18 protein-coding genes are annotated in these 22,965 nt (G+C 65.6%); 11 read left to right on the top strand and 7 right to left on the bottom strand.

Annotated features, from left to right (window positions below; genetic code table 11):
- Nucleotides 1–11 precede the first annotated feature (11 nt).
- Nucleotides 12–740 carry a uroporphyrinogen-III synthase gene (locus ACVIGB_RS32010; protein WP_456719679.1) on the bottom strand — a complete coding sequence of 243 codons (729 nt, stop codon included), beginning with the start codon at nt 738–740 and terminating at the stop codon, nt 12–14.
- Nucleotides 741–913: 173 nt separating this feature from the next.
- On the opposite strand from ACVIGB_RS32010, the gene tsaD reads away from it, so the two are divergent.
- Both tsaD and ACVIGB_RS32000 read left to right on the top strand, forming a co-directional pair.
- The gene (tsaD, locus tag ACVIGB_RS32005; protein WP_456719680.1) at nt 914–1,987 is read left to right on the top strand and encodes a tRNA (adenosine(37)-N6)-threonylcarbamoyltransferase complex transferase subunit TsaD; all 1,074 of its coding nucleotides are present in this window, start codon (nt 914–916) and stop codon (nt 1,985–1,987) included.
- Between the two features lie 188 nt (nt 1,988–2,175).
- A complete protein-coding gene (locus tag ACVIGB_RS32000; protein ID WP_456725031.1) occupies nt 2,176–3,156 on the top strand; it encodes an NAD(P)H-dependent glycerol-3-phosphate dehydrogenase in 981 nt (326 codons plus the stop codon).
- Here the strand turns inward: ACVIGB_RS32000 and ACVIGB_RS31995 are convergent, their stop codons facing one another.
- Nucleotides 3,157–3,921: a haloacid dehalogenase type II gene (locus ACVIGB_RS31995; RefSeq protein WP_456719681.1), complete on the bottom strand. Its 765-nt coding sequence runs from the start codon at nt 3,919–3,921 to the stop codon at nt 3,157–3,159.
- 111 nt (nt 3,922–4,032) lie between these two features.
- Here ACVIGB_RS31995 and ACVIGB_RS31990 point away from each other — a divergent pair, with 111 nt between their 5' ends.
- From ACVIGB_RS31990 to ACVIGB_RS31980, 3 genes are all read left to right on the top strand, one after another.
- On the top strand, nt 4,033–4,962 hold the full coding sequence (locus ACVIGB_RS31990; protein ID WP_456719682.1) for a LysR substrate-binding domain-containing protein: 930 nt from the start codon (nt 4,033–4,035) through the stop codon (nt 4,960–4,962).
- A 98-nt stretch (nt 4,963–5,060) separates the two neighbouring features.
- Nucleotides 5,061–6,173 carry an alpha/beta hydrolase gene (locus ACVIGB_RS31985; protein ID WP_456719683.1) on the top strand — a complete coding sequence of 371 codons (1,113 nt, stop codon included), beginning with the start codon at nt 5,061–5,063 and terminating at the stop codon, nt 6,171–6,173.
- A 96-nt stretch (nt 6,174–6,269) separates the two neighbouring features.
- Complete coding sequence (locus tag ACVIGB_RS31980) at nt 6,270–6,683, top strand: EVE domain-containing protein (protein WP_092121214.1); 414 nt, start codon at nt 6,270–6,272, stop codon at nt 6,681–6,683.
- Nucleotides 6,684–6,838: 155 nt separating this feature from the next.
- On the opposite strand, the gene ACVIGB_RS31975 is transcribed toward ACVIGB_RS31980, so the two are convergent.
- Nucleotides 6,839–8,017, bottom strand: a complete 1,179-nt coding sequence (locus ACVIGB_RS31975) for a DNA topoisomerase IB (RefSeq protein ID WP_456719684.1) — start codon at nt 8,015–8,017, stop codon at nt 6,839–6,841.
- Nucleotides 8,018–8,875: 858 nt separating this feature from the next.
- Between ACVIGB_RS31975 and acs the strand changes: the two genes are divergently transcribed.
- Both acs and ACVIGB_RS31965 read left to right on the top strand, forming a co-directional pair.
- The gene (gene acs, locus ACVIGB_RS31970; RefSeq protein ID WP_456719685.1) at nt 8,876–10,816 is read left to right on the top strand and encodes an acetate--CoA ligase; all 1,941 of its coding nucleotides are present in this window, start codon (nt 8,876–8,878) and stop codon (nt 10,814–10,816) included.
- Between the two features lie 399 nt (nt 10,817–11,215).
- Entirely contained in the window at nt 11,216–11,731 is a 516-nt protein-coding gene (locus ACVIGB_RS31965; protein WP_456719686.1) for a L,D-transpeptidase, read from the top strand.
- Between the two features lie 293 nt (nt 11,732–12,024).
- Here ACVIGB_RS31965 and ACVIGB_RS31960 read toward each other — a convergent pair whose 3' ends face one another.
- Nucleotides 12,025–12,633, bottom strand: a complete 609-nt coding sequence (locus ACVIGB_RS31960) for a thermonuclease family protein (RefSeq protein WP_456719687.1) — start codon at nt 12,631–12,633, stop codon at nt 12,025–12,027.
- A 40-nt stretch (nt 12,634–12,673) separates the two neighbouring features.
- A complete protein-coding gene (locus ACVIGB_RS31955; protein ID WP_092121196.1) occupies nt 12,674–12,907 on the bottom strand; it encodes a DUF1674 domain-containing protein in 234 nt (77 codons plus the stop codon).
- Between the two features lie 174 nt (nt 12,908–13,081).
- Between ACVIGB_RS31955 and ACVIGB_RS31950 the strand changes: the two genes are divergently transcribed.
- Both ACVIGB_RS31950 and ACVIGB_RS31945 read left to right on the top strand, forming a co-directional pair.
- A complete protein-coding gene (locus ACVIGB_RS31950) occupies nt 13,082–14,428 on the top strand; it encodes an RsmB/NOP family class I SAM-dependent RNA methyltransferase (protein WP_456719688.1) in 1,347 nt (448 codons plus the stop codon).
- 197 nt (nt 14,429–14,625) lie between these two features.
- Nucleotides 14,626–16,317: a heparinase II/III family protein gene (locus ACVIGB_RS31945; protein WP_456725032.1), complete on the top strand. Its 1,692-nt coding sequence runs from the start codon at nt 14,626–14,628 to the stop codon at nt 16,315–16,317.
- 156 nt (nt 16,318–16,473) lie between these two features.
- Here ACVIGB_RS31945 and ACVIGB_RS31940 read toward each other — a convergent pair whose 3' ends face one another.
- Nucleotides 16,474–17,406: an IS110 family transposase gene (locus tag ACVIGB_RS31940; RefSeq protein ID WP_456718658.1), complete on the bottom strand. Its 933-nt coding sequence runs from the start codon at nt 17,404–17,406 to the stop codon at nt 16,474–16,476.
- A gap of 320 nt (nt 17,407–17,726) precedes the next feature.
- On the opposite strand from ACVIGB_RS31940, the gene purH reads away from it, so the two are divergent.
- Entirely contained in the window at nt 17,727–19,319 is a 1,593-nt protein-coding gene (gene purH, locus ACVIGB_RS31935; RefSeq protein WP_456719689.1) for a bifunctional phosphoribosylaminoimidazolecarboxamide formyltransferase/IMP cyclohydrolase, read from the top strand.
- Nucleotides 19,320–19,548: 229 nt separating this feature from the next.
- Here purH and ACVIGB_RS31930 read toward each other — a convergent pair whose 3' ends face one another.
- A complete protein-coding gene (locus tag ACVIGB_RS31930; RefSeq protein WP_456719690.1) occupies nt 19,549–20,928 on the bottom strand; it encodes an MFS transporter in 1,380 nt (459 codons plus the stop codon).
- Between the two features lie 125 nt (nt 20,929–21,053).
- Between ACVIGB_RS31930 and ggt the strand changes: the two genes are divergently transcribed.
- Nucleotides 21,054–22,799 carry a gamma-glutamyltransferase gene (gene ggt / locus ACVIGB_RS31925; RefSeq protein WP_456719691.1) on the top strand — a complete coding sequence of 582 codons (1,746 nt, stop codon included), beginning with the start codon at nt 21,054–21,056 and terminating at the stop codon, nt 22,797–22,799.
- Nucleotides 22,800–22,965 lie beyond the last annotated feature (166 nt).

Genomic DNA, 22,965 nt, shown 5'->3' with positions numbered 1-22,965 from the left:
AATTATTCCGCTCACGGCCGCAGGGTGCGGCCGAGCGCCTCCAGCAGGGCGTTTTCGTCCGGCCGCGCCGCCACCACCACCTTGGTCGCGCCGGCGTCATGGAGCACCGCGGCGACCGCGGCCGAGATGCAGCATTGCGGCAGCGCGAGCGCCGAAATCTCGATTCCGTCGGCTCGTATTGTGTCCAGGAACGCCTGCGCGCTGCGGCGGGAATAATGCAGCACCGCGGTGATCCGGTTGGCCAGGAAGGCGTCACTGACTTCCGTCGGGAAGCCGGCCACCGGCGCCATCCGGTAGGTGGTGTGGGTGACGACGCTCAGGCCGGTTTCGCTGAGCTCGCCCGCCAGATCGCGCGACAGGTCGGCGCCGGCGAGATAGAGCAATGTGGCCGAAGCCTCCAGTTCGCCGGCCTTGACCCGCGCGAGCACGAGATCGCGCAAGCTCGCCGCATCGCCCTTGGCCACCATCACCTTGCCGAAGCCCGCGGCGCGCGCAGCATCGGCGGTGTGTACCCCGACCGCGAACAGCGGCAGCCGCAACAGCCGGCTGCCGGCGAGATCGATTGCGCGCGGCGCGTTGGCGCTGGTCAGGATGATCGCGTCATAATCCGCGTCGTCGTCATGGAACGGCAACGCCTCGAAGCGCAGCACCGGTGCCGCGACGGCCTCAAAGCCGCGTTGGCGCAACGTCGCGAGCGTCGCTTCGTTATCCGGATGCGGTCGTGTGACAAGGATGGTCACGGATCAGGTCTCCCGGCTTGCGAATTGGACCTTGCCGACCGATTGCACTTTAAGACCTCGCAATGCTACCCCGGAGGGGACATTTTGATGAACATGATCTTGCCGGAAACCGGTTCCGGCCTGTCTGGATCATGCTCGTAGCACAAGGGCCGAAATTGGGACACGAACCGCCGATGCTGGTGCTGGGAATCGAGACCACCTGCGATGAAACCGCAGCCGCCGTGGTCGAGCGGCAGGCTGACGGGCAGGCAAGCATCCTCTCCAACGTCGTGCGCTCGCAGATCGACGAGCACGCCCGCTTCGGCGGCGTGGTGCCGGAGATCGCGGCGCGCGCCCATGTCGACCTGCTCGACGGTATCGTCGCCTCCGCCATGAAGGAGGCCGGTGTCGGCTATGGACAATTGTCGGCGGTCGCGGCAGCCGCCGGCCCCGGCCTGATCGGCGGCGTGATTGTCGGCCTCACCACCGCGAAGGCGATCGCGATGGTGCACGATACCCCGCTGATCGCGGTGAACCATCTCGAGGCGCACGCGCTGACACCGCGGCTGACCTGCGCGCTGGCGTTTCCCTATTGCCTGTTCCTGGCCTCGGGCGGCCACACCCAGATCGTCGCCGTCGTCGGCGTCGGCGAATATGTGCGGCTCGGCACCACGGTCGACGACGCCATGGGCGAGGCGTTCGACAAGGTGGCGAAGATGCTGTCGCTGCCCTATCCCGGCGGGCCGCAAGTCGAGCGCGCCGCGGCCGGCGGCGACCCGACGCGGTTTGCGTTTCCGCGCCCGATGCTCGGACGGCCCGATGCAAATTTCTCGCTGTCGGGACTGAAGACGGCGGTGCGCAATGAAGCGAGCCGGCTGGAGCCGCTCGAGCCGCAGGACATCAGCGACCTCTGCGCAAGCTTCCAGGCCGCGGTGCTGGAATCGACCGCGGATCGGCTGACCGTCGGCTTGAGATTGTTCCAGGAGCGCTTCGGCACGCCGCGCGCGCTGGTCGCGGCCGGCGGCGTTGCCGCCAACCATGCCATCCGCAGCGCGCTGCAGGATGTCGCGGCGAAAGCGCAGACCACGCTGATCATCCCGCCGCCGGCGCTCTGCACCGACAATGGCGCGATGATCGCCTGGGCCGGTGCCGAGCGAATGGCGCTCGGGCTGACCGACACGCTGGAAGCGCCGCCGCGGGCACGCTGGCTGCTCGACGCCAACGCCAAGGCGCCGGCCGGCTACGCCAACAGCCGCGCCGGATATTGAGACATGTTTGACGGAGCGCGCGTCAGGCACCGTCGCACCTCGCCCCGCTTGCGGGGAGAGGTCGGATTGCGCAGCAATCCGGGCGAGGGGGTACAGGTCTCAACGCTCGGCTCGCTCGCGGATATAGCCCCTCACCCCAACCCTCCCCCCGCAAGAGCGGGGAGAGGGAGCAACAAGTGAGCCGTCCGATGCCCGCGCATATGTCAGTCAGCGTGATCGGTGCCGGTGCCTGGGGCACGGCATTGGCCGAGGTCGCGGCACGCGCCGGACGCAAGGTGACGCTGTATGCGCGCAATGCCGAGCATGCCGCGCAGATCCAGGCGACGCGGGTCAATCCACGGCTGGCTGGGGTCCAGCTTCATCCCGACATCGCGGTGACATCGGATATCGCCGCTGCCGCGCGCGCGGACATCATTCTCGCGGTCACTCCGGCGCAGCATTTGCGCGCCGCAGTCAGTCATCTTGCGCCGCATCTTGCGCCCGATACACCGGTCATCGCCTGCGCCAAGGGCATCGAGCACGGCACGCACAAATTCATGACCGAGGTGATCGCGGAAGCAGCACCTAGCGCGGTGCCCGCGATCCTGTCGGGACCGAGCTTCGCCGACGACGTCGCGCGCGGATTGCCGACGGCCGTAACGTTGGCCACCAGAGATGAGGCGCTGGCACGTGCGCTCGTCCAGGCGCTCGGCTCGGCGACCTTCCGGCCCTATCACACCACCGACGTGCGCGGCGTCGAGATCGGCGGCGCGGCCAAGAACGTGCTGGCGATCGCCGCCGGCATCGTCGTCGGCAGGAATCTCGGCGCTTCCGCGCTCGCCGCGCTGACCACACGTGGCTTCAGCGAACTCGCAAGATTGGGCCGTGCCTGCGGGGCGCGCACCGAAACCCTCTCCGGCCTGTCAGGATTGGGCGATCTCCTGCTCAGTTGCTCGACCGCGCAATCGCGCAATTTCGCGCTCGGCCTCGCACTCGGCCGCGGTGAAGCAGCGCCGGTCGGCAAGCTCGCCGAAGGCGCATTCACCGCGCCGGTGCTGTGCGAGCTCGCCGCCGCGCAGAAGGTCGATATGCCGGTGTCAAAAGCGGTCGCGGCGATCCTGAGCGACCGGCTGACGATCGATGACGCGATCGAAGGCCTGCTGACGCGGCCATTCAAGGCCGAAGGCTGATCACCGCGCCGTCGCGAAGGCGACGAGGTCGTGCAGTCCAGGCCCCGCTCCGTCGGGTGTCACGCCGAGTTCCTCAGCTGACGCGTTGCTGCGGTTGACCCAAAAGGTCGGATAACCGAACCATTTTGCGCCGGCCACGTCCCATCCGGCGAATGCGGCAAAGACGATCTCCTCCTTCATCAGTCCAAACGCGTCGACACCCATTTGATAGGCGCGCGCATCCGGCTTGAAGGCAGCGACCTTGTCGGTGCTGAGGTGATCTTCGAACAGACCCTCGAGCCCGGAATTCCTGATCGCCGCGTCCAGCATCGGTGCGGTGAAGTTGGAGAGAAACGCCATGCGCAGGCCGGCGGCGCGAAGCTGCACGAGCGCCGGCACGACGTCCGGCCACGCCTTCAGTTCCAGGTAGCACTGCATCAGGCGGTCGCGCTGCTCGGGCGAGAGCGAGATCTTCATCGCCTTTGCCGCGAACACCAGCGCGTCCTCGGTGACCCGCCAGAAGTCGGCATATTGCCCGCCGAGCGTCCTGAGCCAGGTGTATTCGAATTGCCGGGTTCGCCACACGGCGCTCAGCTGCGCGCCCATGCCGGGGAACATCTCCTCCAGCCGGACGGACACGGGACGGGGATCAATCACGGGGAAGCCGTCGAAGGCGACGGCCCGGAACGGCGGGCGGCCTGCCGCGCGCGACCGATCGGGCAGCACCGTCGCGGCCGTGACGGAAGCTGCGGCCAGGGTCGTAAACGTCCGGCGATCCAGGATCATGTCGTTTCCTCGCATTGCGAGCCGCAGCGTTCACACAATTGCGTGTTGGCACAATCGTCCGATTTCAGCAGAGATCATTCCGTGTCTCAGAACAATCGGGGAGGGATGACGATGGACCGGCTCGAGGAGCTCCGCCTGTTTCTCGCGATCGTCGACAGCGGAAAGTTTGCGGCCGCCGGCCGAAAATTCGCACGTTCACCCTCCTCGACGACGCGGATCGTCGCCGAGCTCGAGCGGCGCCTCGGCACCCGGCTGCTGCAGCGGACCACGCGAAAGCTGTCGCTGACCGACTCCGGCGCGCGGCTTGCGGCGCAAGCGCGCCGCCTGCTCGCCGATTATGACGACGCGATCGACGGCGCGATCGGCGAGGCCGCAAGCCTGCGCGGCAACATCAAGCTGTCAGCGCCGACGCTGTTCGGCAGCCGCCACATCGCACCGCTGGTGCGCACATTCCTTGAACGTCACCCTGACATCACGCTGCAACTGGCGCTCGAGGATCGTCTCGTCGATCTGATCGACGAGCGGATCGACATCGCGCTGCGGATCGGCCATCTGACGGACTCCTCGCTGAGGGCCAGGCGCGTCGGGGAAGTCCGACGCATTGTCGTCGCCAGCTCCGATTATTTGAAGCGGCATGGCCGGCCGGGCAGACCCGACGATCTCGCGCGGCATCACGCCGTGACCTTCGTCAATCAGGCGAGCCCCGCAGCCTGGTCGTTCCAGCACAAGCAAAGCGGCCCGCAGAAGGTCAAGGTATCGAGCCGTATGGAGGTCAACCGCGCCGAGACGGCGATCGGACTGACGCGTGACGGCATGGGCTTGACGCGGGTGCTGTCCTACCAGGTTGCCGGTGAACTCGCGGCGGGGTCCCTGGTCCGTGTGCTGCGGGATTATGAAGTCGCGCCGATACCGGTGCAGCTGGTCTATCCCAGCGCACGGCTGATGGCGCCGCGCATTCGGAGCTTCCTGGACTTCGCCGCCGGTGAGCTACCCCGGACGGCATTCAACCACCCAAAGCGGATCTGCGCCGGTCACGCTTGACGGCGCGAACTTCCGCACAGAGATCATGCGCTGTGCTAGCGTAGCGGCGACCGTCGGATCCCGTTCCAACAACAAGAAATCAAACTTGGGGAAAGTATATGCGGCAACCGCGTCACGTTATCGTTTCGATCAGCATTCTGTTTGCCGTCGCCACCTCCTGCGCCACCGCGCGCGCGCAAACGGCCGTACCTTACGACGAACTCGCCAAGCGCGAGGCTGCGGCGAACGCCGAGAATGGCAAGCGGATCGCCCCGCTCAAATCGATCGGCAATCCCTCAAGTGACGTCTCCCCGGAGATGCAGGCGATGATCGGCACGCCCTATCCGCCGCATTTCAACGCCGACCCGAAGACCCCTGCGGAGTGGAAGGAGCTGATCGACCGCCGCGCCAAGCTCGTGATCGCGGGCATTCCGGCCATGAAGGCGAAGCTCGGCGTCAAGGTCGAGGAAACCAGGATTGCCGGCGTGCACTGCTACATCGTGACGCCGAACAAGATCGCGCTTGAGAACCGGCGGCGCCTGCTGATCCACGTGCATGGCGGCGGCTACGTGTTCGGCCCCGGCGAAGCGGCGTTGCCGGAAGCCATCATGATGGCCGGCTTTGGCGGCTACAAGGTGATCTCGGTCGATTACCGGATGCCGCCGGACTTCCCCTATCCGGCCGCAATGGACGACGCGATGGCGGTCTGGAAGGAAGTCCTGAAATCGCACGAGCGCCACCGGCTGGCGATCTTCGGCACCTCGACCGGCGGCGCGATGACGCTTGCGATGGTGTTGCGGGCGAGGGACGAGAAGCTGCCGCTGCCGGCCGCCATCGCGCCGGGTACGCCATGGTCCGACATCGACAAGATCGGCGACAGCTACGCGAGCAATGAGTGGGTCGATAACGTGCTGGTGACCTGGGACGGATGGCTCGGTCGCGCGGCAAAGCTCTATGCCAACGGGACCAGCCTGAAGAATCCCTACATTTCGCCGATCTACGGGGACTTCAAGGGTTTCCCGCCGACCATCCTGACATCAGGCACGCGCGACCTGTTCCTCAGCAACACGGTTCGCACGCATCGCAAGCTGCGCCGCGCCGGCGTAATCGCCGATCTCAATGTCTATGACGGGCAATCCCACGCGCAGTACCAGATGAACGTCGATGCGCCCGAGACCAAAGAAGCGTTCACCGACATCGCCAAATTCTTCGATCGATACCTGAAGCAGTGAGTGTTGCCATCAAGATCAGATGCCCGTGCTTGTCGCGGGCATCCGGCTGCCTGTAGATTGCCGCGCAATGGACGCTCGAGAACGGGGTGAGTTGCGATGAATTACTGGCTGGTGAAATCCGAACCGTCGACCTGGTCGTGGGACCAGCAGGTCGCCAAGGGCGCGAAGGGCGAAGCCTGGACCGGCGTGCGCAACTTCACGGCGCGGCAGAACCTCGTCAACATGAAGAAGGGCGACAAGGCGTTCTTCTATCATTCCAACGAGGGCAAGGAGATCGTCGGCATCGCCGAGATCATCAAGGAAGCCTATCCCGATCCGACCGACAAGACCGGCAAGTTCGTCTGCGTCGACATCAAGGCCGACAAGCCGCTGAAGACGCCGGTGACGATGGCCGCGATCAAGGCCGACAAGAAGCTCGCCGACATGGCGCTGGTGAAATATTCGCGGCTCTCGGTGCAGCCGGTGACATCAGAGGAATGGAAATACGTCTGCAAGATGGGCGGGCTGTAGCGTCCCGCTCTACTGTCGTCCCGGCGAAGGCCGGGACCCATAACCACAGACGCGCATTGTTGGAGCGCGCTGTGGCCACAGCTTGTCTCAACAATCACCATTTGGGGTAATGGGTCCCGGCCTTCGCCGGGACGACAGCGGAGTTTGCGGCGGGCTTACGCCCCGGCCGCCATCACCACCTGCGCCAGCAATTGCTCGCGCTTGGACTGGGTGCGGTAACCGCCCATCGTCGCGGCGAAGCGCTCGAGGATGCCGTCTTCGAACGCCGTGACGATAGTGTCGTGGACATAGCTCTTGCGGCAGATCGCCGGCGTGTTGGAGAGCTGGTCGGCGGCGGCGCGGATCGCGTCCAGCACCTGGCGCTTGCGGCCGCGCTGGCTGGCGGCCGGCGTGATCCGCGACAGCGATTCCACGACGACGGCCGAGGCCATCAGGGTGCGGAAATCTTTCAGCGAGATCTTGATGCCGGCGAGCTCGCGCAGGAACGCATTCACCGCCGTGGTCGAGGCAGCGCGGACCACGCCGGAGCGGTCGTGATACTGGAACATGCGCTTGCCCGGGACACCGCGCAGAATGCCGATCGCGCGCACCAGCTTGGCCGCATCGCATTCCTTGCGCACGGCCTTGCCGCCCTTGGCCTTGAAGGTCAGCACCAGAGAATCGTCTTCCAGCGTGACGTTGGACTTCAGAAGCGTGGTGGCGCCGCGGGTGCCGTTGAGGCGGGCATAGGACTCGTTGCCGGGTCGGATCGCGGTGCGGGCGATCAGCTCGATCACCGCCGACAGCGCGAACTCGCGCGTCGGCTCATCGCCGGACAGGAACGCCGAGACCTTGCGCCGGATCTTCGGCAGCGCTGCGACGAGCTTGGCCAGGCGATGCGCCTTGCGCTGCTCGCGGACCTTCTCCCAGTCGGCGTGATAACGGTACTGCAATCGGCCCGCGGCATCGCGGCCGACCGCCTGCAGATGCGAGCTCGGATCGCTGGAATAGCGCACCTGGCGATAGGCCGGCGGAACCGCCATCGCATGTAGCCGGCGGATCGTCCGCGCATCGCGGACCCGCGAGCCGTTGGCACGGACGAACGAATAATTCTTGCCGCGCTTGATGCGGCGGATGGTCAGCTCATTCTGGTCGCCGAGCCGAAGGCCGAGATCGCGCGCCAGATCCTCGACCGAGGTCTTGATGGCAGCGGGCGCGTCAAGCTTGAGCCTTGCCCGGGGCGACTGCAACTTCGCCTGCGGCTGCTTGGGCCATTGGCCCAGCGCTTTCGCCAGGGCGACAGCGGGATCGGCGGACATGGGCCGCACAGCCGCGATGTTCTGCTGATCCATCATACTTCCAAGACGCCTTGTTCCGCTGTTCTCCCGGTAATGCCGTTGCTTCGGGCTTCGTTCCGGTGGGGCCGTCCGGCCTCGGTTTGGCGATTTAGGGCGTCGAGGCTGACATTGCGAGTCGCGAATCGGTTATAGACGGTTTCTAAATACCTTTCATGGGTGCCATTCGCCCGCTAACCTTGATTTTGAGCCCTCCGGGATCGGTCAAATGGCGGGAGCCCGGCTTGGGAACAGGGTTTTTAAGCGCAACCGCGGCTGCAGGAGACAGGTCAGGGATCGTGCCGTTTCGCACCAAGTCGCCCGGACGGCACTGCCACAGGTCACGATCCATTCGGCCCTTCTGGCAGGTGATTAAGCCGCACTGGCGGTTTGGACGAAAATGTCGGCGCAGATCGTCGCGGCGGCCCCGCGATCATTAATCGAAACGCGCCGTAGGTGGCCCACTTGGCGCCGTGTCACCGTCGGCGTCACCTCGCTCCTGAACGTTACTTTGAGGCTCTCCAACATCGCACCAGACGGATCGCGGTCTGCAATTCCTTTGCGACAGCGAGCCTCTGTAGTGACGGCGATCTGCGCCGGCGAGCGGAGCAGAGAACGATACCACTACGACCAAGAGACCAGTGACCTGAAGCAAGCGATGGAGCATAGGTTTCGCTCGTCAACCAGGCGCGGTAAACCGCCCAATCAGATGAGGAAGCCGGCGGGATATCCGGCGGCTTCGGCGCGACGAAAGTGACAGCCCTTTTTCCTTGCCGGGCCGGAATGCGGCAACGCATAATCGCGGCAATGATCAAGACGGCTTGAATTAAAAGATTTGCCTGCGCGTCGTTTGCGATCGGCAGTGAGTGGAGGAAAGCGATGTCCGAGAAGATCTATGACGTGTCGGCCGACTGGGCCAAGCGCGCTTATGTCAACGACGCCAAATATCGCGAGATGTACGCGCGCTCGGTCAAGGACCCCAACGGCTTCTGGGCCGAGCACGGTAAGCGAATCGACTGGATCAAGCCCTTCACCAAGGTCGAGAACGTCTCCTTCGCGCCCGGCAACATCTCGATCAAATGGTTCGAGGATGGCGTGCTGAACGTCGCCTGGAATTGCATCGACCGCCATCTCGAGAAGCGCGGCGACCAGACCGCGATCATCTGGGAGGGCGACGACCCCTCCGAATCCAAGCACATCACCTACCGCCAGCTGCACGACGAAGTCTGCAAGATGGCCAACATCCTGCGCACGCGGAACGTCAAGAAGGGCGACCGCGTCACGATCTATCTGCCGATGATTCCGGAAGCGGCCTACGCCATGCTGGCCTGCGCGCGGATCGGCGCGATCCACTCGGTGGTGTTCGGCGGCTTCTCGCCGGACAGCCTCGCCCAGCGCATCAAGGACTGCGACTCCAAGGTGGTCATCACCGCCGACGAAGGCCTGCGCGGCGGCAAGAAGGTGCCGCTGAAGGCCAATGTCGATGCCGCGATCGCCAAGACCGGCGGCGTCGATTGGGTCGTGGTGGTGAAGCGCACCGGCGGTGCGATCGACATGAACCCGACGCGCGACCTGTGGTATCACGAGGCCGCCGAGATGGTGACGACGGAATGCCCGGCCGAGCACATGCATGCCGAAGACCCGCTGTTCATCCTCTACACCTCGGGTTCGACCGGCACACCGAAGGGCGTGCTGCACACCTCCGGCGGTTATCTCGTGTTCGCGTCGATGACGCATCAATACGTGTTCGACTATCACGACGGCGACGTCTACTGGTGCACCGCCGACGTCGGCTGGGTCACCGGCCACAGCTACATCCTCTATGGGCCGCTCGCCAACGGCGCGACCACGCTGATGTTCGAAGGCGTGCCGAACTACCCGGACAATTCGCGCTTCTGGAACGTGGTCGACAAGCACAAGGTCAACATCTTCTACACCGCGCCGACCGCGATCCGCGCGCTGATGCAGGGCGGCGACGGGCCGGTGAAGAAGACCTCGCGCAAATCGCTGCGCCTGCTCGGCTCGGTCGGCGAGCCGATCAATCCGGAAGCCTGGGAGTGGTACTACCGCGTGGTCGGCGACGACCGCTGCCCGATCGTCGACACCTGGTGGCAGACCGAGACCGGCGGCATTCTGATCACGCCGCTGCCCGGCGCGACCAAGCTGAAGCCGGGATCGGCGACGCGGCCGTTCTTCGGCGTGGTGCCCGAGATCGTCGATGCCGACGGCAAGACGCTCGAGGGCGAGACCTCCGGCAATCTCTGCATCACAAAATCCTGGCCGGGCCAGATGCGCACAGTCTACGGCGATCACGCACGCTTCGAGCAGACTTATTTCTCGACCTACAAGAACAAGTACTTCACCGGCGACGGCTGCCGGCGCGATGCCGACGGCTATTACTGGATCACCGGCCGCGTCGACGACGTCATCAACGTCTCTGGCCACCGCATGGGCACCGCCGAGGTCGAGAGCTCGCTGGTCGCGCATGAGGCGGTGTCGGAAGCCGCCGTGGTCGGCTACCCGCACGACATCAAGGGCCAGGGCATCTACGCCTATGTCACGCTGATGAAGGGCACCGAGCCGACCGAGGCCTTGCGCAAGGAGCTCGTCGCCTGGGTCCGCAAGGACATCGGCCCGATTGCCTCGCCGGACCTCATTCAATTCGCGCCCGGCCTGCCGAAGACGCGCTCCGGCAAGATCATGCGCCGCATCCTGCGCAAGATCGCCGAGGACGAGCCGTCCAGCCTCGGCGACACTTCGACCTTGGCCGATCCGGCCGTGGTCGACGACCTCGTGCAGAACCGGCAGAACAAGAAGTAATCCGGCAACGACAATATCGGGACATGGAAGATGGGCCGCGCGCGATCTCCGCCGCGGCCTTTCGCTTTCTCGTCACGCGAACCGGCATCCATCCCGCATCACGGACGGGACAGGCTTGGCTGAAAAAGCGCTCGGCGTGGCCATTTCACGGGATTGTCAGAGGCCGCGGGGCGATTGCGGCGCGTTTGTGGCCAAGTGTTGTTTTCAGGTCATTTACTTTAATCCGAACTTTTCCTTTTCTGCCCGCCATCAGGACGTGTCTCGCGGCCGGTGTGAAACCACCCGGTTAAGACACGCGGTTAATATTGCGTACGCGAGACCGGCGGGCCCGGTTTTTTCAGGGCTCTGCACCTTCGTTTTTGGCTCCCTCGCAGGAGCTGTTGGGAAGTGGAGAGGTTGATGTCGATGAAGTTTGCGGTGGCGCTGGCTGCCACCCTTGGTGCTGTTGTTGTGATGTCGCAGACGGCCGAAGCGCGGCCGGAAATGGTCGGAATACACGCTGACAATTATGAGCCGGGCACCATCGTGGTGAAAACCAACGAACGGCGGCTCTACCTCATTCTCGATTCCGGCCACGCGATGCGTTATCCGGTCGGCGTCGGCAGGTCCGGCAAGCAGTGGGCCGGCACCACCCGGATCGACGGCAAGTACCGCAACCCGGCCTGGTCGCCGCCCGCCGAGGTCAAGCGCGACAAGCCGAGCATCCCGAACGTGATCGCAGGCGGTTCGCCGGCGAACCCGATGGGCGTCGCCGCGATGACGCTGGCCGGCGGCGAATACGCGATCCACGGCACCAACGTGCCCGGCTCGGTCGGCGGCTTCGTCTCCTATGGCTGCATCCGCATGCTGAACACCGACATCACCGATCTGTATTCGCGCGTCGAGATCGGCACGACGGTCGTCGTCACCCGCTGATCGCGCGGAGCGCTTCGAAACAAAAGCCGCGCAGATGCGCGGCTTTTTGTTTGCCTCTCCTGCGTCGTCGCGGCGATGACATCATCGCCTAGAGCAAGATGATTTTTGGTTGAATCAGCCGAGCCGCAGACTCGCTTCGCCTCTCCCGCTTGCGGGGGAGGCCGACGCGCGTAGCGCGGCGGCTCTCTCCGCGATGGGATTCGCGGCAATACACCCACCCCAGCCCTCCCCGCAAGCGGGAGAGGGAGCGCAGCGTCCTTGCGGTCGCCACCTCAACCTAACTTCATCTTGCTCTACCGCGCAAAATTTCCGCACCAGCCGAAGCGGTGCCCGCCATTGTAGGCGCGGGCATGGCCGGCCGCGAGCAGCGCGGCGGAGACGTTGTCGGTCTTCCTGGTCGCGACGTCGGCGACGACGCGACCCTGATATTTGTCGGGCCCGATATTGTAGATCGCGACCTCGCCCTGGCCGAGCAGATCGCGCAGCGCCACTGTCGCCGCTTGCGCCATCTGCAGTTCGCGCGCACAGGACGCCTTCAGCTCCGGCGCGTCGATGCCACGCAGCCGGACCCGCGTGTATAGATCGGGTCCCGGCGCGAGATGCACCCGCGCCTCGAACGTGTCGCCGTCGATCGTCCTGATGACATCGACGGCATGGCGAGCGTCAGGCGCGCCGGCGCGCTGCCAGATTACATCGGCATCGCGCGACCGGCTCAACGACCAGTGCGACGGCAAAGGCATCCATTCAGGCGCCCATCGGCGGATCGGCAGCATGCTGCCGACGGCAATGCCGAGAACGAACACCCACGGCAGCGCTGCCGAGACACGGCGGCCCCAGGGTGAGCGGCGAAAGGGCGGACTTCCCGTCCCACGATAAGGATTTATTCTTTCGTATGGGGACATATTCCCAGACTGATCTGAGTCGGACCGTCAAGCAAGACTCTCAGAAGTCCGAGGCGATGCCCTTGGTCTCCCAATCGCCGTAACGCGTCGGTTCCGGCCCCTTCGGACCCTGGAATTCCTTCGGCCGCGCGGCCGCATCCTTCGCGGCGGCCTCCTCGGCAGCCTTGCGCCGCGCCGCGGCCTCGGCGAGCGCACGCTGCGCGGCCGGCGTCAGCGGCTTGCGCGGCGCGGGTTCCGGCGGAGACGACAATGGCGATGGCGATTTCTCAGACATGACAAAACTTTCTGCCTGCGAATTTCGTATCTTGGTGTTGGCTCAGTGACGGCATCACGATCAAGAAATCCCGCAAGACGATTCTTACATTTGGCATATTCGCATGCCAGTGGTGTTTTCGAGTTGATGGCATGAGCCGAATGTAACTCAGCACCTTCGAGATATCTCCGCTCCATGCCTCCTTCAAGATTTGCAGTTCCTGCCGAAGTCCCCGGTCTCGCGGCGCGCCGTATCGCGGCCGACATCCTCGACGGCGTGCTGCACAAGCACCGCACGCTCGACGATCAGCTCGACGGCGCCGGCGCACATCCCGGCCTGAAATCGCTGGCCGATCGTGACCGCGCACTGATGCGCCGGCTGGTGTCGACCATCCTGCGCAAGCTCGGCACGCTCGGCCATCTGCTGTCGCGCCTGCTCGACCGCGGCGTTCCGACCGATGCACCGCGCGCGCAGAGCGCGCTCCTGATCGGCGCCGCGCAGATCCTCTGGATGGACGTGCCTGACCATGCCGCGGTCGATCTCTCGGTGCGGCTCGTACAGTCGGACCGGCGCGCGGCGAAATATGCCGGTCTGGTCAACGCCGTGCTGCGCCGCTGCGCGCGCGAGGGCCAGGGCCTGATCGACGAGATCAGCCCGCAGACGCTGGATCTGCCGCAATGGATGCTGGCGCGATGGAATGCGCATTACGGTGAAGCCACCGCGCGCGACATGGCGCTGGCGCTCGGCCATGAGCCGTCGCTCGATCTCACGGTGAAGTCCGACGCGCCACAGTGGGCGAGCCGCCTGCACGGCGAGATCCTGCCGACGGGAACCGTACGCACGCTGCTGCAGGGTTCCGTCACGATGCTGCCGGGCTTCGCCGAAGGCCAATGGTGGGTGCAGGACGCCGCCGCCGCGCTGCCGGTGCGCCTGTTCGGCGAGATCAAGGACAAGCGGATCGCGGACCTCTGCGCGGCGCCCGGGGGCAAGACCGCCCAGCTCGCGCTGGCCGGCGCACTCGTCACCGCGGTCGACCGCTCGCCGGCACGCGTCGCGCGGCTGCGCGACAACCTCACACGGCTGGCGTTGCAGGCGGAAACTGTCGTCGCCGACGCCGCCGAATGGCCGGCGGAAGCCGCGAGCTTTGACGGTATTCTGGTCGATGCACCCTGCACCTCGACGGGAACCATCCGCCGCCATCCCGACGTCGCCTGGCTGCGCCAGGAAGGCGACATCGCCGCACTGACGGCCCTGCAGAAGCGTCTTTTGCATAAGGCCACCAATCTGCTGAAGCCGGGCGGTACGCTGGTCTACTGCACCTGCTCGCTGGAGCCGGAGGAAGGCGAGCACGCGATTGCCGCGCTGCTGGCGAGCGAATCAGGCCTGCGCCGTGCGCCGGTCGAGACAAGCGAGGTCGCCGGCCTCGACGACATCATCACCGCCGACGGCGATTTGCGCACCCTGCCCAGCCATTTGCCCAACGCCGACCCGCGGCTGGGCGGGCTGGACGGTTTTTACGCCGCCCGGCTGGTCAAATCCTGATTTTAAACTTCAGTCTTCTAAGCTCGAAGTGATTCGTGCGGTATCAAGAGGGTGTCTTGTATATCAAGAAGGTGTCTTGGCCGCGTTTCCGGATTAAATAAGGATTCGTTGAAAATTCCCTCCCCACAAGGTTAGGCGTGTCGGTCGCTCAAAGCAGACGCATCTCGACGCTGATTGCTGGCCGGTTTGCCCGCAGCATGCTCGCACGCGCCAGCGGAAGCACGGTGGCACTGTCGCGGCTCTGGCCCGGCCGCACCGACCGGCTGATCATCGCGCCGCACGACCTCCGGACCGCCGACGCCACCCGCGCTGCCGAGATCTATGCCGGGCGATTCGTTTTCGCCGGCAAGATCGTCACCTGCCACGGCCGCTCGATCTTCGATCTCGAACCGCCGTCGGAGGATTGGGAAGCCGCCCTGCTCGGCTTCGGCTGGCTGCGCCACCTGCGCGCCGCCGACACTGCGCTGACCCGCGCCAATGCCCGCTCGCTGGTCGACGACTGGATCTCCAACCAGGCGCGCAAGCGGCCGCTGGAGCGGCGCGCCGATGTGCGCGCGCGGCGGGTGATCTCGCTGTTGTCGCAGGCGCCATTGGTGCTCGGCGACACCGACGGAAAATTCTACCGCAAATATCTGCGCGGGCTGGCGCGCGAGATCCGCTATCTGCGCCATTCGACGCTCGACAATGACGGCGTTCCGCGCCTGCAGGTGCTGATCGCGCTGTGCTACGCCTCGCTCTGCCTCGCCAACCAGGCGCGTAACATCAAAGCGGCCACGCGCAGGCTGTCGGACGAATTGCAGCGCCAGATCCTGCCCGATGGCGGCCATATCTCGCGCAATCCCGGTGCGCTGGTCGAGCTGCTCAGCGATCTGCTGCCGCTGCGCCAGACCTTTGCTGCACGGAATATCGCGCCGCCCCCGGCGCTGCTCAACGCGATCGACCGCATGATGCCGATGCTGCGCTTCTTCCGGCACGGCGACGGCAGCTTCGCGCTGTTCAACGGCATGAGCACCGCGCCATCCGATCTCGTCGCGACGCTGCTCGCCTATGACGACACCCGCGGCGTGCCGATGGCGAGCATGCCGCACACCGGCTTCCAGCGCCTCGATGCCGGCAACATGACCCTGATCATCGACACCGGTCCGCCGCCACCGGCAAGCGTCAGCCAGGATGCGCATGCCGGCTGCCTGTCGTTCGAGCTCTCCTCCGGCGTGAGCCGCATCGTCGTGAATTGCGGCATGCCGAATACCGGGCGTGACAATTGGCGGCCGTTCGCACGCTCCACGGCAGCGCATTCGACGCTGACCTATCGCGACACCTCATCGTGCCAGTTCGTCGAGCTGTCGGCGATGAAGCGGCTGTTGCGCGGCGCGCCCGTCACCAGCGGCCCGAGCAATGTCGAGAGCTACCGCGAAGCCATCCCCGACGGCGACGTGCTGACCGCCTCGCATGACGGCTATCTCTCCCGCTTCGGGGTCATCCACCGCCGCGTGCTGATGATCGCCCAGGACGGCACGCGGATGGAGGGCGAGGACTCGCTATCGCCGGCACCCGGCGGCCGCATCAAGGGCAGCGAGGCCGATTTCGCGCTGCGCTTCCATCTTCACCCCTCGGTGAAGGCGAGCCGGCTGTCGGATGCCCGCGGCGTGATGCTGGTGCTGCCCAACCGCGACGTCTGGACCTTCGAGGCGCTGGACGACAAGGTCGACCTCGAGGACAGCGTCTTCCTGGCCGGCAATGACGGCCCGCGCCGCACCTCCCAGATCGTGATCCGGCAGGACGCAAAGCAGGCCGCCACCATCCGCTGGAGCTTCGTGCGCTCCTCGACCTCGGCCACCGCCACCAACGCCCGCCGCAACGCCCGCCGCGAGCCGGAACTGCCGCTGTAGGGCGCGTCCAGCTCTGCGCTACCGGCAACGCGGTCTGAACCATCCCCGTCATCCTGAGGCGCGAGCGGAGCGAGCCTCGAAGGATGAATCGGCCGACAGCCGGGCCGTCCACCCTTCGAGACGCCGCTGCGCGCTCCTCAGCGACTGTGTTCTTCGTCAAGCGGGTTGCCATAGTTTTTGGTCCCTGAGCATGGCGTTGAGGATGGTGAGGACTTTGCGAGCGACGGCGATGAGGGCGACCATCTTCGGCTTTCCGGCTGCCAACAGGCGTCGATAGAAGACCTTGAGTTGGGGGTGATATCGGCTTGCCGAGAGGGCGGCCATGTAGAGGCCGGCGCGCAGTGCAGCTCGCCCGCCGCCGATCATGCTCTTGCCCTTCCAGCGGCCGGACTGGCGGGTGAACGGAGCAAGGCCGGCGAGGCTTGCGATCTGGCGCCGATTGAGGGTGCCGAGTTCAGGCACCTCGGCCAGGAACGTGCGGGCAAGCGTGTTGCTCACCCCCGGAAAGCTGACCAGCAGTTCCTCCTTGGCCCGCCAGATCGGCGAACCGCGCACCAGCGTGTCGATGTCGTTGTCGATCTCCAGCAGTTCTTTCTCGAGGACCTTGATGTGGCGGGCAAGGCTCTTGCGAACGCGCACATTCTCGGCCCGCTTCTCGCGCTGTCGCTCGGCAACGATCATCTCGATGATCTGCCGCCGGCGGCTGACAAGTTCGGCCAGAAGCCGGGCTTCCTGATCCGGCATCGCACGCGGCGTTGGCTTCACCGCCTCGACAAACCGCGCGATGATCGCCGCATCGATCGGATCGGTCTTGGCGCGCTGGCCAACCGCCTGCGCGAAGTGCCGGATCTGGGCCGGATTGACCACCACCAGCGGCAACTGGGCGCCGGCCAGCGCCGCGGCGACAATGGTCTCGAAGCCGCCTGTCGCTTCCACCGCTACCAGCGTCGGCGAGCAAGTCTGAAGACGGGCAACAAGTTCTTCCAGGCCTTTGCCGTCACGCGCCACGGCAAAGGCTTCCCCGCTCGGATGCAAATGCACATCCAGCCGGTCTTTCGATACATCAATGCCAACATAGATCGCGTCCATCTGCACCCATCCTTGCGCAACCGGGCTCGCCAGGCGGCCCTCGCGACTGTTCGGGTTCAATGGAACAACGGACGGGGCGCCGCGCTGAGGCACGGGCTTCAAAGCCCTGGGGTGAAGCGGTCTCCCGTCCGTTACCGCACCGGACACTCTATTCGATCCAGCGCCTCCTGACTTACAAGGGTGACGGGCTGGACAATGTGCAGCCGCTAAAGATTTGGGCCAATCCAGCAGCAATTTCCGGGGATTCCGCCCCCTCGCACCGGTTTCATCGGGCACCAAACCATGCTACCCGGCTGCCTTAACAGCCAGGGATTTCCTCAATGACCGAACAGCTTCGCCGCGTGACCCGCGCTCTGTTGTCCGTTTCCGACAAGACCGGACTGATCGATTTCGCCAAGGCGCTTTCCGACCATGGCGTCGAGCTGGTCTCGACCGGGGGCACCGCCAAGGCGATCGCGGCGGCCGGGCTGAAGGTCAAGGACGTCTCCGAGCTCACCGGTTTCCCGGAGATGATGGACGGCCGGGTCAAGACGCTGCATCCGAAGGTGCATGGCGGCCTGCTCGCGATCCGCGACAACAAGGAACATGCGGCGGCGATGGCCTCGCACGGCATCGCGCCGATCGACCTCCTGGTGGTCAACCTCTATCCGTTCGAGGCCACCGTCGACAAAGGCGCCGGCTTCGAGGAGTGCATCGAGAATATCGACATCGGCGGCCCCGCGATGATCCGCGCCGCGGCGAAGAACCATGACGACGTCGCCGTCGTGGTCGAGGCAAACGACTACCAAGCTGTTCTCGACGAGCTCGCCGCGCACAAGGGCGCGACCTCGCTCGGCCTGCGCCGGCGGCTCGCCGCCAAGGCCTATGCGCGCACCGCGGCCTATGATGCCGCGATCTCGAACTGGTTCGCCGTGCAGCTCGACACCAAGGCGCCGGACTTCCGCGCTTTCGGCGGCAGACTGATCCAGTCGCTTCGCTATGGCGAGAACCCGCACCAGACCGCGGCATTCTATGCCGCGCCGGAGAAGCGGCCGGGCGTTGCGACCGCACGCCAGCTGCAGGGCAAGGAACTGTCCTACAACAACATCAACGACACCGACGCGGCCTATGAGTGCGTCGGCGAGTTCGATCCGCAGCGCACCGCGGCCTGCGTGATCGTCAAGCATGCCAACCCCTGCGGCGTCGCCGAGGGTCCGGATCTTGCGACCGCCTATGCCCGCGCGCTCGCCTGCGACTCCACCTCGGCCTATGGCGGCATCATCGCGGTCAACCGCACCCTCGATGCGGATGCGGCGCGCGCCATCATCGGCATCTTCACCGAGGTGATCATCGCGCCCGATGCGACCGAGGAGGCGATCTCGATCATCGCCGGCCGGCGCAATCTGCGCCTGCTGCTTGCGGGCGGCCTGCCGAATGCGCGCGCTCTCGGCCTCACCGCCAAGACCGTCGCCGGCGGCCTGCTGGTGCAGAGCCGCGACAATGCCGTCGTCGAGGACATGAACCTGAAGGTCGCGACCAAGCGCGCGCCGACCGACGCCGAGCTGCGCGATCTCAAATTCGCCTTCCGCGTCGCCAAGCACGTCAAGTCGAACACCATCATCTATGCCAAGGATCTCGCCACCGTCGGCATCGGCGCCGGCCAGATGAGCCGGGTCGATTCCGCGCGCATCGCCGCCCGCAAGGCGCTGGATGCGGCGGCCGAGCTGAAGCTCGCCGAGCCCCTGACCAAGGGTTCGGTGGTCGCCTCGGATGCGTTCTTCCCGTTCGCCGACGGCATGCTCGCCTGCATCGAGGCCGGCGCGACCGCGGTGATCCAGCCCGGCGGTTCGATGCGCGACGACGAGGTGATCAAGGCCGCCGACGAACACGGCATCGCCATGGTGTTCACCGGCGTGCGGCATTTTAGGCATTGACTGCGACTGTAGCCCGGATGGAGCGAAGCGAAATCCGGGACGGTTTCGCCGCGGACCAAAGACCCCGGATTACGCTTCGCTCCATCCGGGCTACGGGGCTGTCGTCCCTGCGAAAGCAGGGACCCATAACCACAGGCGTCCGTTGTTAGAAAAAGCTGGGGCTCCAGCGCCGCGCAACGCGAGCTGCGGTGGTTATGGGTCCCGGCCTTCGCCGGGACGACAGCAGTGGTTACTCCCGCACCTTCGCCAGCAGCATGAGCCCCACCACGAAGAACACCACCAGCACCGCCATGCCGTACTTCTGGCTCGCGGTCGCTGCCGTGATCGCGCCGATCAGGAGCGGGCCGATGGACGAGGTCACCTTCCCGGTCAGCGCGAACAAGCCGAAATACTGCGCGATGCGATGCTTCGGCGCGAGCCGGATCAGGAGCGAGCGCGAGGCTGCCTGTAGCGGCGCGCCGGTGGCGCCGATCAGGCAGCCCAGCACGATATAGGCGCGCTCGGCGGCGCCCGCGAACAGCGGACCGCCCGGCTCCGGCGGCGCGACCGGGATGAACAGGATGGAGTCCTTGTTCACGGTGAGGATCACGACGATCGCAAACAGCAGGATCACGAGGCTGCCGGTGATCACGCGTTTCGGCCCGAACGCATCGTCGAGCTTGCCGCCGAGCCAACCACCGAACGTCCCTGCGACCGCCAGGATGATGCCGAAGGTGCCGATCCGGATCGTGTCCCAGCCGAACGTGCCGGCGGCATAGATGCCGCCGAACGCGAACAGCGAGACCAGCCCGTCGGTATAGATCATGTTCGCCAGCAGAAACCACGCGAGCGACTGCTGCTTCGGCAGGCTGGCCAATGATTTCCTGAGCTCGCGCAGGCCCTCGCCGAGCGCCGCGCGCATCGGGCGTTTCGCCGGATAGTCCGGCGTGAACAGGAACATCGGCGTCACGAAGATGATGAACCACAGCCCGGTCAGCGGCCCGGTGATGCGGTCGCCTTCATGCATGACCGGATCGAGACCGAACAGCGGCACGAAGCCGAACAGCGTCCGGCCGGTCTCGGCATTGGCCGCGAGGAAGCCGAGCACCAGCACGAGACTCAGGATACCGCCGACATAGCCGGTGGCCCAGCCGGTGCCGGAGAGCCGCCCGATCCGGTCCGGCGGCACCAGGGTCGGCATCATCGCATTGTTGAACACGGTCGCGAACTCGACGCCGACGCTCGCGATCGCATAGGCCAGCAGCAGTGCGGGGATGATGTCGGGATTGCCGGGCTTGCCGATCCACATTGCGCTCGAGCCGATCACCAGCAGCGCGCCGAAAACAGCGATCCACGGCTTGCGCCGGCCGCTGGCATCGGCGATCGCACCCAGCACCGGCGACAGCAGCGCGATCGCAAGTCCCGCAGCTGCTGTGGCAAAGCCCCACAGCGCCTGACCGCTTGCGGCATCGGGCGCAACGAAGCTCGCGAAATGGGGCGCGAACACGAAGGTCGTGATCAGCGTGAAATAGGGCTGCGCGGCCCAGTCGAAGAAGATCCAGCTGACGACGGCAGCGCGACCAGGATAGGCCCTGGTGTAGGCCTTCGCATGTTCAGCGCCCGTCTGCATTGTTGCCGTCATCGCGAAAGATATTCCCCAACTCGAACCACAGGCAGGCTTTTGCCGCTTCAATCCGTTCCCATATAGCATGGGCCGGTTTGCTGATACGGCGATGAACAGGGCAGGACATTTCGATGGCGCTGACAGCAACGATGTCGCGACGGCTGTTTGCCGCTCTCCTGGTGATCGGCATCGCGACACCCGCCCTCGGTCAGGTGCAGCGGCGCGCTTACGAGCCCTCAGCCACCAATACGATTCAAAGCATTCGCGCCGAAAACGGCATGGTGGTGGCGCAGGAGAAGCTGGCGGCCCGCGTCGGTACCGATATCCTGCGGCAAGGCGGCAACGCCGTCGACGCCGCGGTCGCCACCGGCTTTGCGATGGCGGTAACCTATCCGCGCGCCGGCAATATCGGCGGCGGCGGTTTCATGGTCATCCATCTCGCCGGCCGCAACGAAGATGTCGCAATCGATTATCGCGAAACCGCGCCGCAGGCCGCGTCACGCGACATGTTCCTGAACGCCGTCGGCAAGCCGGACCCGGACAGGTCGCGCAACTCCGCGCTCGCGATCGGCGTGCCCGGCACGGTCGCGGGCCTCGCGCTGGCGCTGGAGAAATACGGCTCCGGCAAGTTCACGCTGGCGCAGATCGTCAAGCCCGCGATCGATCTCGCCCGCGACGGCTTCATCGTCACCGACGATACGTCGGACACGCTGTCGGACATGTATCGCCGCATGTCGCGCTGGCCGAACTCGGCCAAGACGTTCTCGCATGCCGACGGCACGCCGTTGCATGAGGGCGACCGCCTGATCCAGGGCGATCTCGCTGGCGTACTGACGGCGATCGCCGAGCAGGGGCCGCGCGGCTTCTACGAGGGAGCGGTCGCCGAGAAGCTTGTCAGCGCGATCAGGAATGCCGGCGGCATCTTTACGCTCGAGGATCTGAAAGCCTACCAGCCGGTGATCCGTACGCCGATCCGCGGCACCTATCGCGGCTACGACATCGTCTCGATGCCGCAGCCGTCCTCCGGCGGTGTCGTGCTGCTGGAGATCCTCAACATCCTCGAAGGCTTTCCGATGTCGGACATGAAGCAGGGCTCGGCCGCTTCGCTGCATGTCATGATCGAGGCGATGAAGCGGGCCTATGCCGATCGCGCTCGCTATCTCGGCGACCCCGCCTTCGTCGACGCGCCGACGCAGCTGCTGATCGACAAGGATTATGCCGCCAGGCAGCGCGCGACCATCGACCTTGCCCGCGCCACGCCCTGGACCGATGTGCGCAACGCCAAGCAACCGCATGAGGGCGACAACACCACGCACTATTCGGTGGTCGATGCCAGCGGCAACGCCGTCAGCAACACCTACACGCTGAACTTCCCCTACGGCGTCGGCCTGGTCGCCGACGGCACCGGCGTGCTGCTCAACAACGAGCTCGACGATTTCACCGCGGCGCCCGGTGCCTCCAATGCGTTCGGCCTGGTCGGTTTCGAGGCCAATCTGCCGGGCCCCGGCAAGCGCCCGCTGTCGTCGATGGCGCCGACCATCGTGCTCAAGGACGGCAAGCCCGTGCTGATGACGGGGTCGCCCGGCGGCAGCCGCATCATCTCCGCGGTGACGCAGATCATCGTCGACGTCATCGACTACAAGATGGACATCGCGGCCGCGGTCGCCGCGCCCCGCATGCATCATCAATGGCTGCCCGACGAGGTCCGGATCGAGCGCGGCTTTCCCGACGAGGTGCTCGCCGAGCTGCGCGCCAAGGGCCACAAACCGGTCGAGCCGCTCGGCTACTCCTCCGCGAACTCGATCGTCGTCACGACCAGCGGTCTGCTCGGCGCGCCCGATCCGCGGACGCGCGGCTCGGAGGCGGCTGGATACTAGAGCTTGATCCGGACCGGTACGGCCGCGCTAGCGCAAAGTGCGAAGCGGTTCTCCGAAAAGATCATGCTCAAACTAAAGACCTAGAGGGCAAACGCGGCTTTGCCCGGCCTGCAACATCGCGATAGATTGGCGGTCCGCGCAACTCCGGCCGCGGATCGCAAACAGC

Source organism: Bradyrhizobium sp. USDA 4341, from assembly GCF_054063755.1.
Note: the sequence above shows the minus strand (reverse complement) of the source record. Positions and strands in the feature narration are given on the sequence as shown.

Excerpts from the sequence above, each read along its gene's own strand:
- tsaD (WP_456719680.1), top strand. The coding sequence starts at position 914 with ATGCTGGTGCTGGGAATCGAGACCACCTGCGATGAAACCGCAGCCGCC.
- ACVIGB_RS32000 (WP_456725031.1), top strand. The coding sequence starts at position 2,176 with ATGCCCGCGCATATGTCAGTCAGCGTGATCGGTGCCGGTGCCTGGGGC.
- ACVIGB_RS31995 (WP_456719681.1), bottom strand. The coding sequence starts at position 3,921 with ATGATCCTGGATCGCCGGACGTTTACGACCCTGGCCGCAGCTTCCGTC.
- ACVIGB_RS31990 (WP_456719682.1), top strand. The coding sequence starts at position 4,033 with ATGGACCGGCTCGAGGAGCTCCGCCTGTTTCTCGCGATCGTCGACAGC.
- ACVIGB_RS31985 (WP_456719683.1), top strand. The coding sequence starts at position 5,061 with ATGCGGCAACCGCGTCACGTTATCGTTTCGATCAGCATTCTGTTTGCC.
- ACVIGB_RS31980 (WP_092121214.1), top strand. The coding sequence starts at position 6,270 with ATGAATTACTGGCTGGTGAAATCCGAACCGTCGACCTGGTCGTGGGAC.
- ACVIGB_RS31975 (WP_456719684.1), bottom strand. The coding sequence starts at position 8,017 with ATGATGGATCAGCAGAACATCGCGGCTGTGCGGCCCATGTCCGCCGAT.
- acs (WP_456719685.1), top strand. The coding sequence starts at position 8,876 with ATGTCCGAGAAGATCTATGACGTGTCGGCCGACTGGGCCAAGCGCGCT.
- ACVIGB_RS31965 (WP_456719686.1), top strand. The coding sequence starts at position 11,216 with ATGTCGATGAAGTTTGCGGTGGCGCTGGCTGCCACCCTTGGTGCTGTT.
- ACVIGB_RS31960 (WP_456719687.1), bottom strand. The coding sequence starts at position 12,633 with ATGTCCCCATACGAAAGAATAAATCCTTATCGTGGGACGGGAAGTCCG.
- ACVIGB_RS31955 (WP_092121196.1), bottom strand. The coding sequence starts at position 12,907 with ATGTCTGAGAAATCGCCATCGCCATTGTCGTCTCCGCCGGAACCCGCG.
- ACVIGB_RS31950 (WP_456719688.1), top strand. The coding sequence starts at position 13,082 with ATGCCTCCTTCAAGATTTGCAGTTCCTGCCGAAGTCCCCGGTCTCGCG.
- ACVIGB_RS31945 (WP_456725032.1), top strand. The coding sequence starts at position 14,626 with ATGCTCGCACGCGCCAGCGGAAGCACGGTGGCACTGTCGCGGCTCTGG.
- ACVIGB_RS31940 (WP_456718658.1), bottom strand. The coding sequence starts at position 17,406 with ATGGACGCGATCTATGTTGGCATTGATGTATCGAAAGACCGGCTGGAT.
- purH (WP_456719689.1), top strand. The coding sequence starts at position 17,727 with ATGACCGAACAGCTTCGCCGCGTGACCCGCGCTCTGTTGTCCGTTTCC.
- ACVIGB_RS31930 (WP_456719690.1), bottom strand. The coding sequence starts at position 20,928 with ATGCAGACGGGCGCTGAACATGCGAAGGCCTACACCAGGGCCTATCCT.
- ggt (WP_456719691.1), top strand. The coding sequence starts at position 21,054 with ATGGCGCTGACAGCAACGATGTCGCGACGGCTGTTTGCCGCTCTCCTG.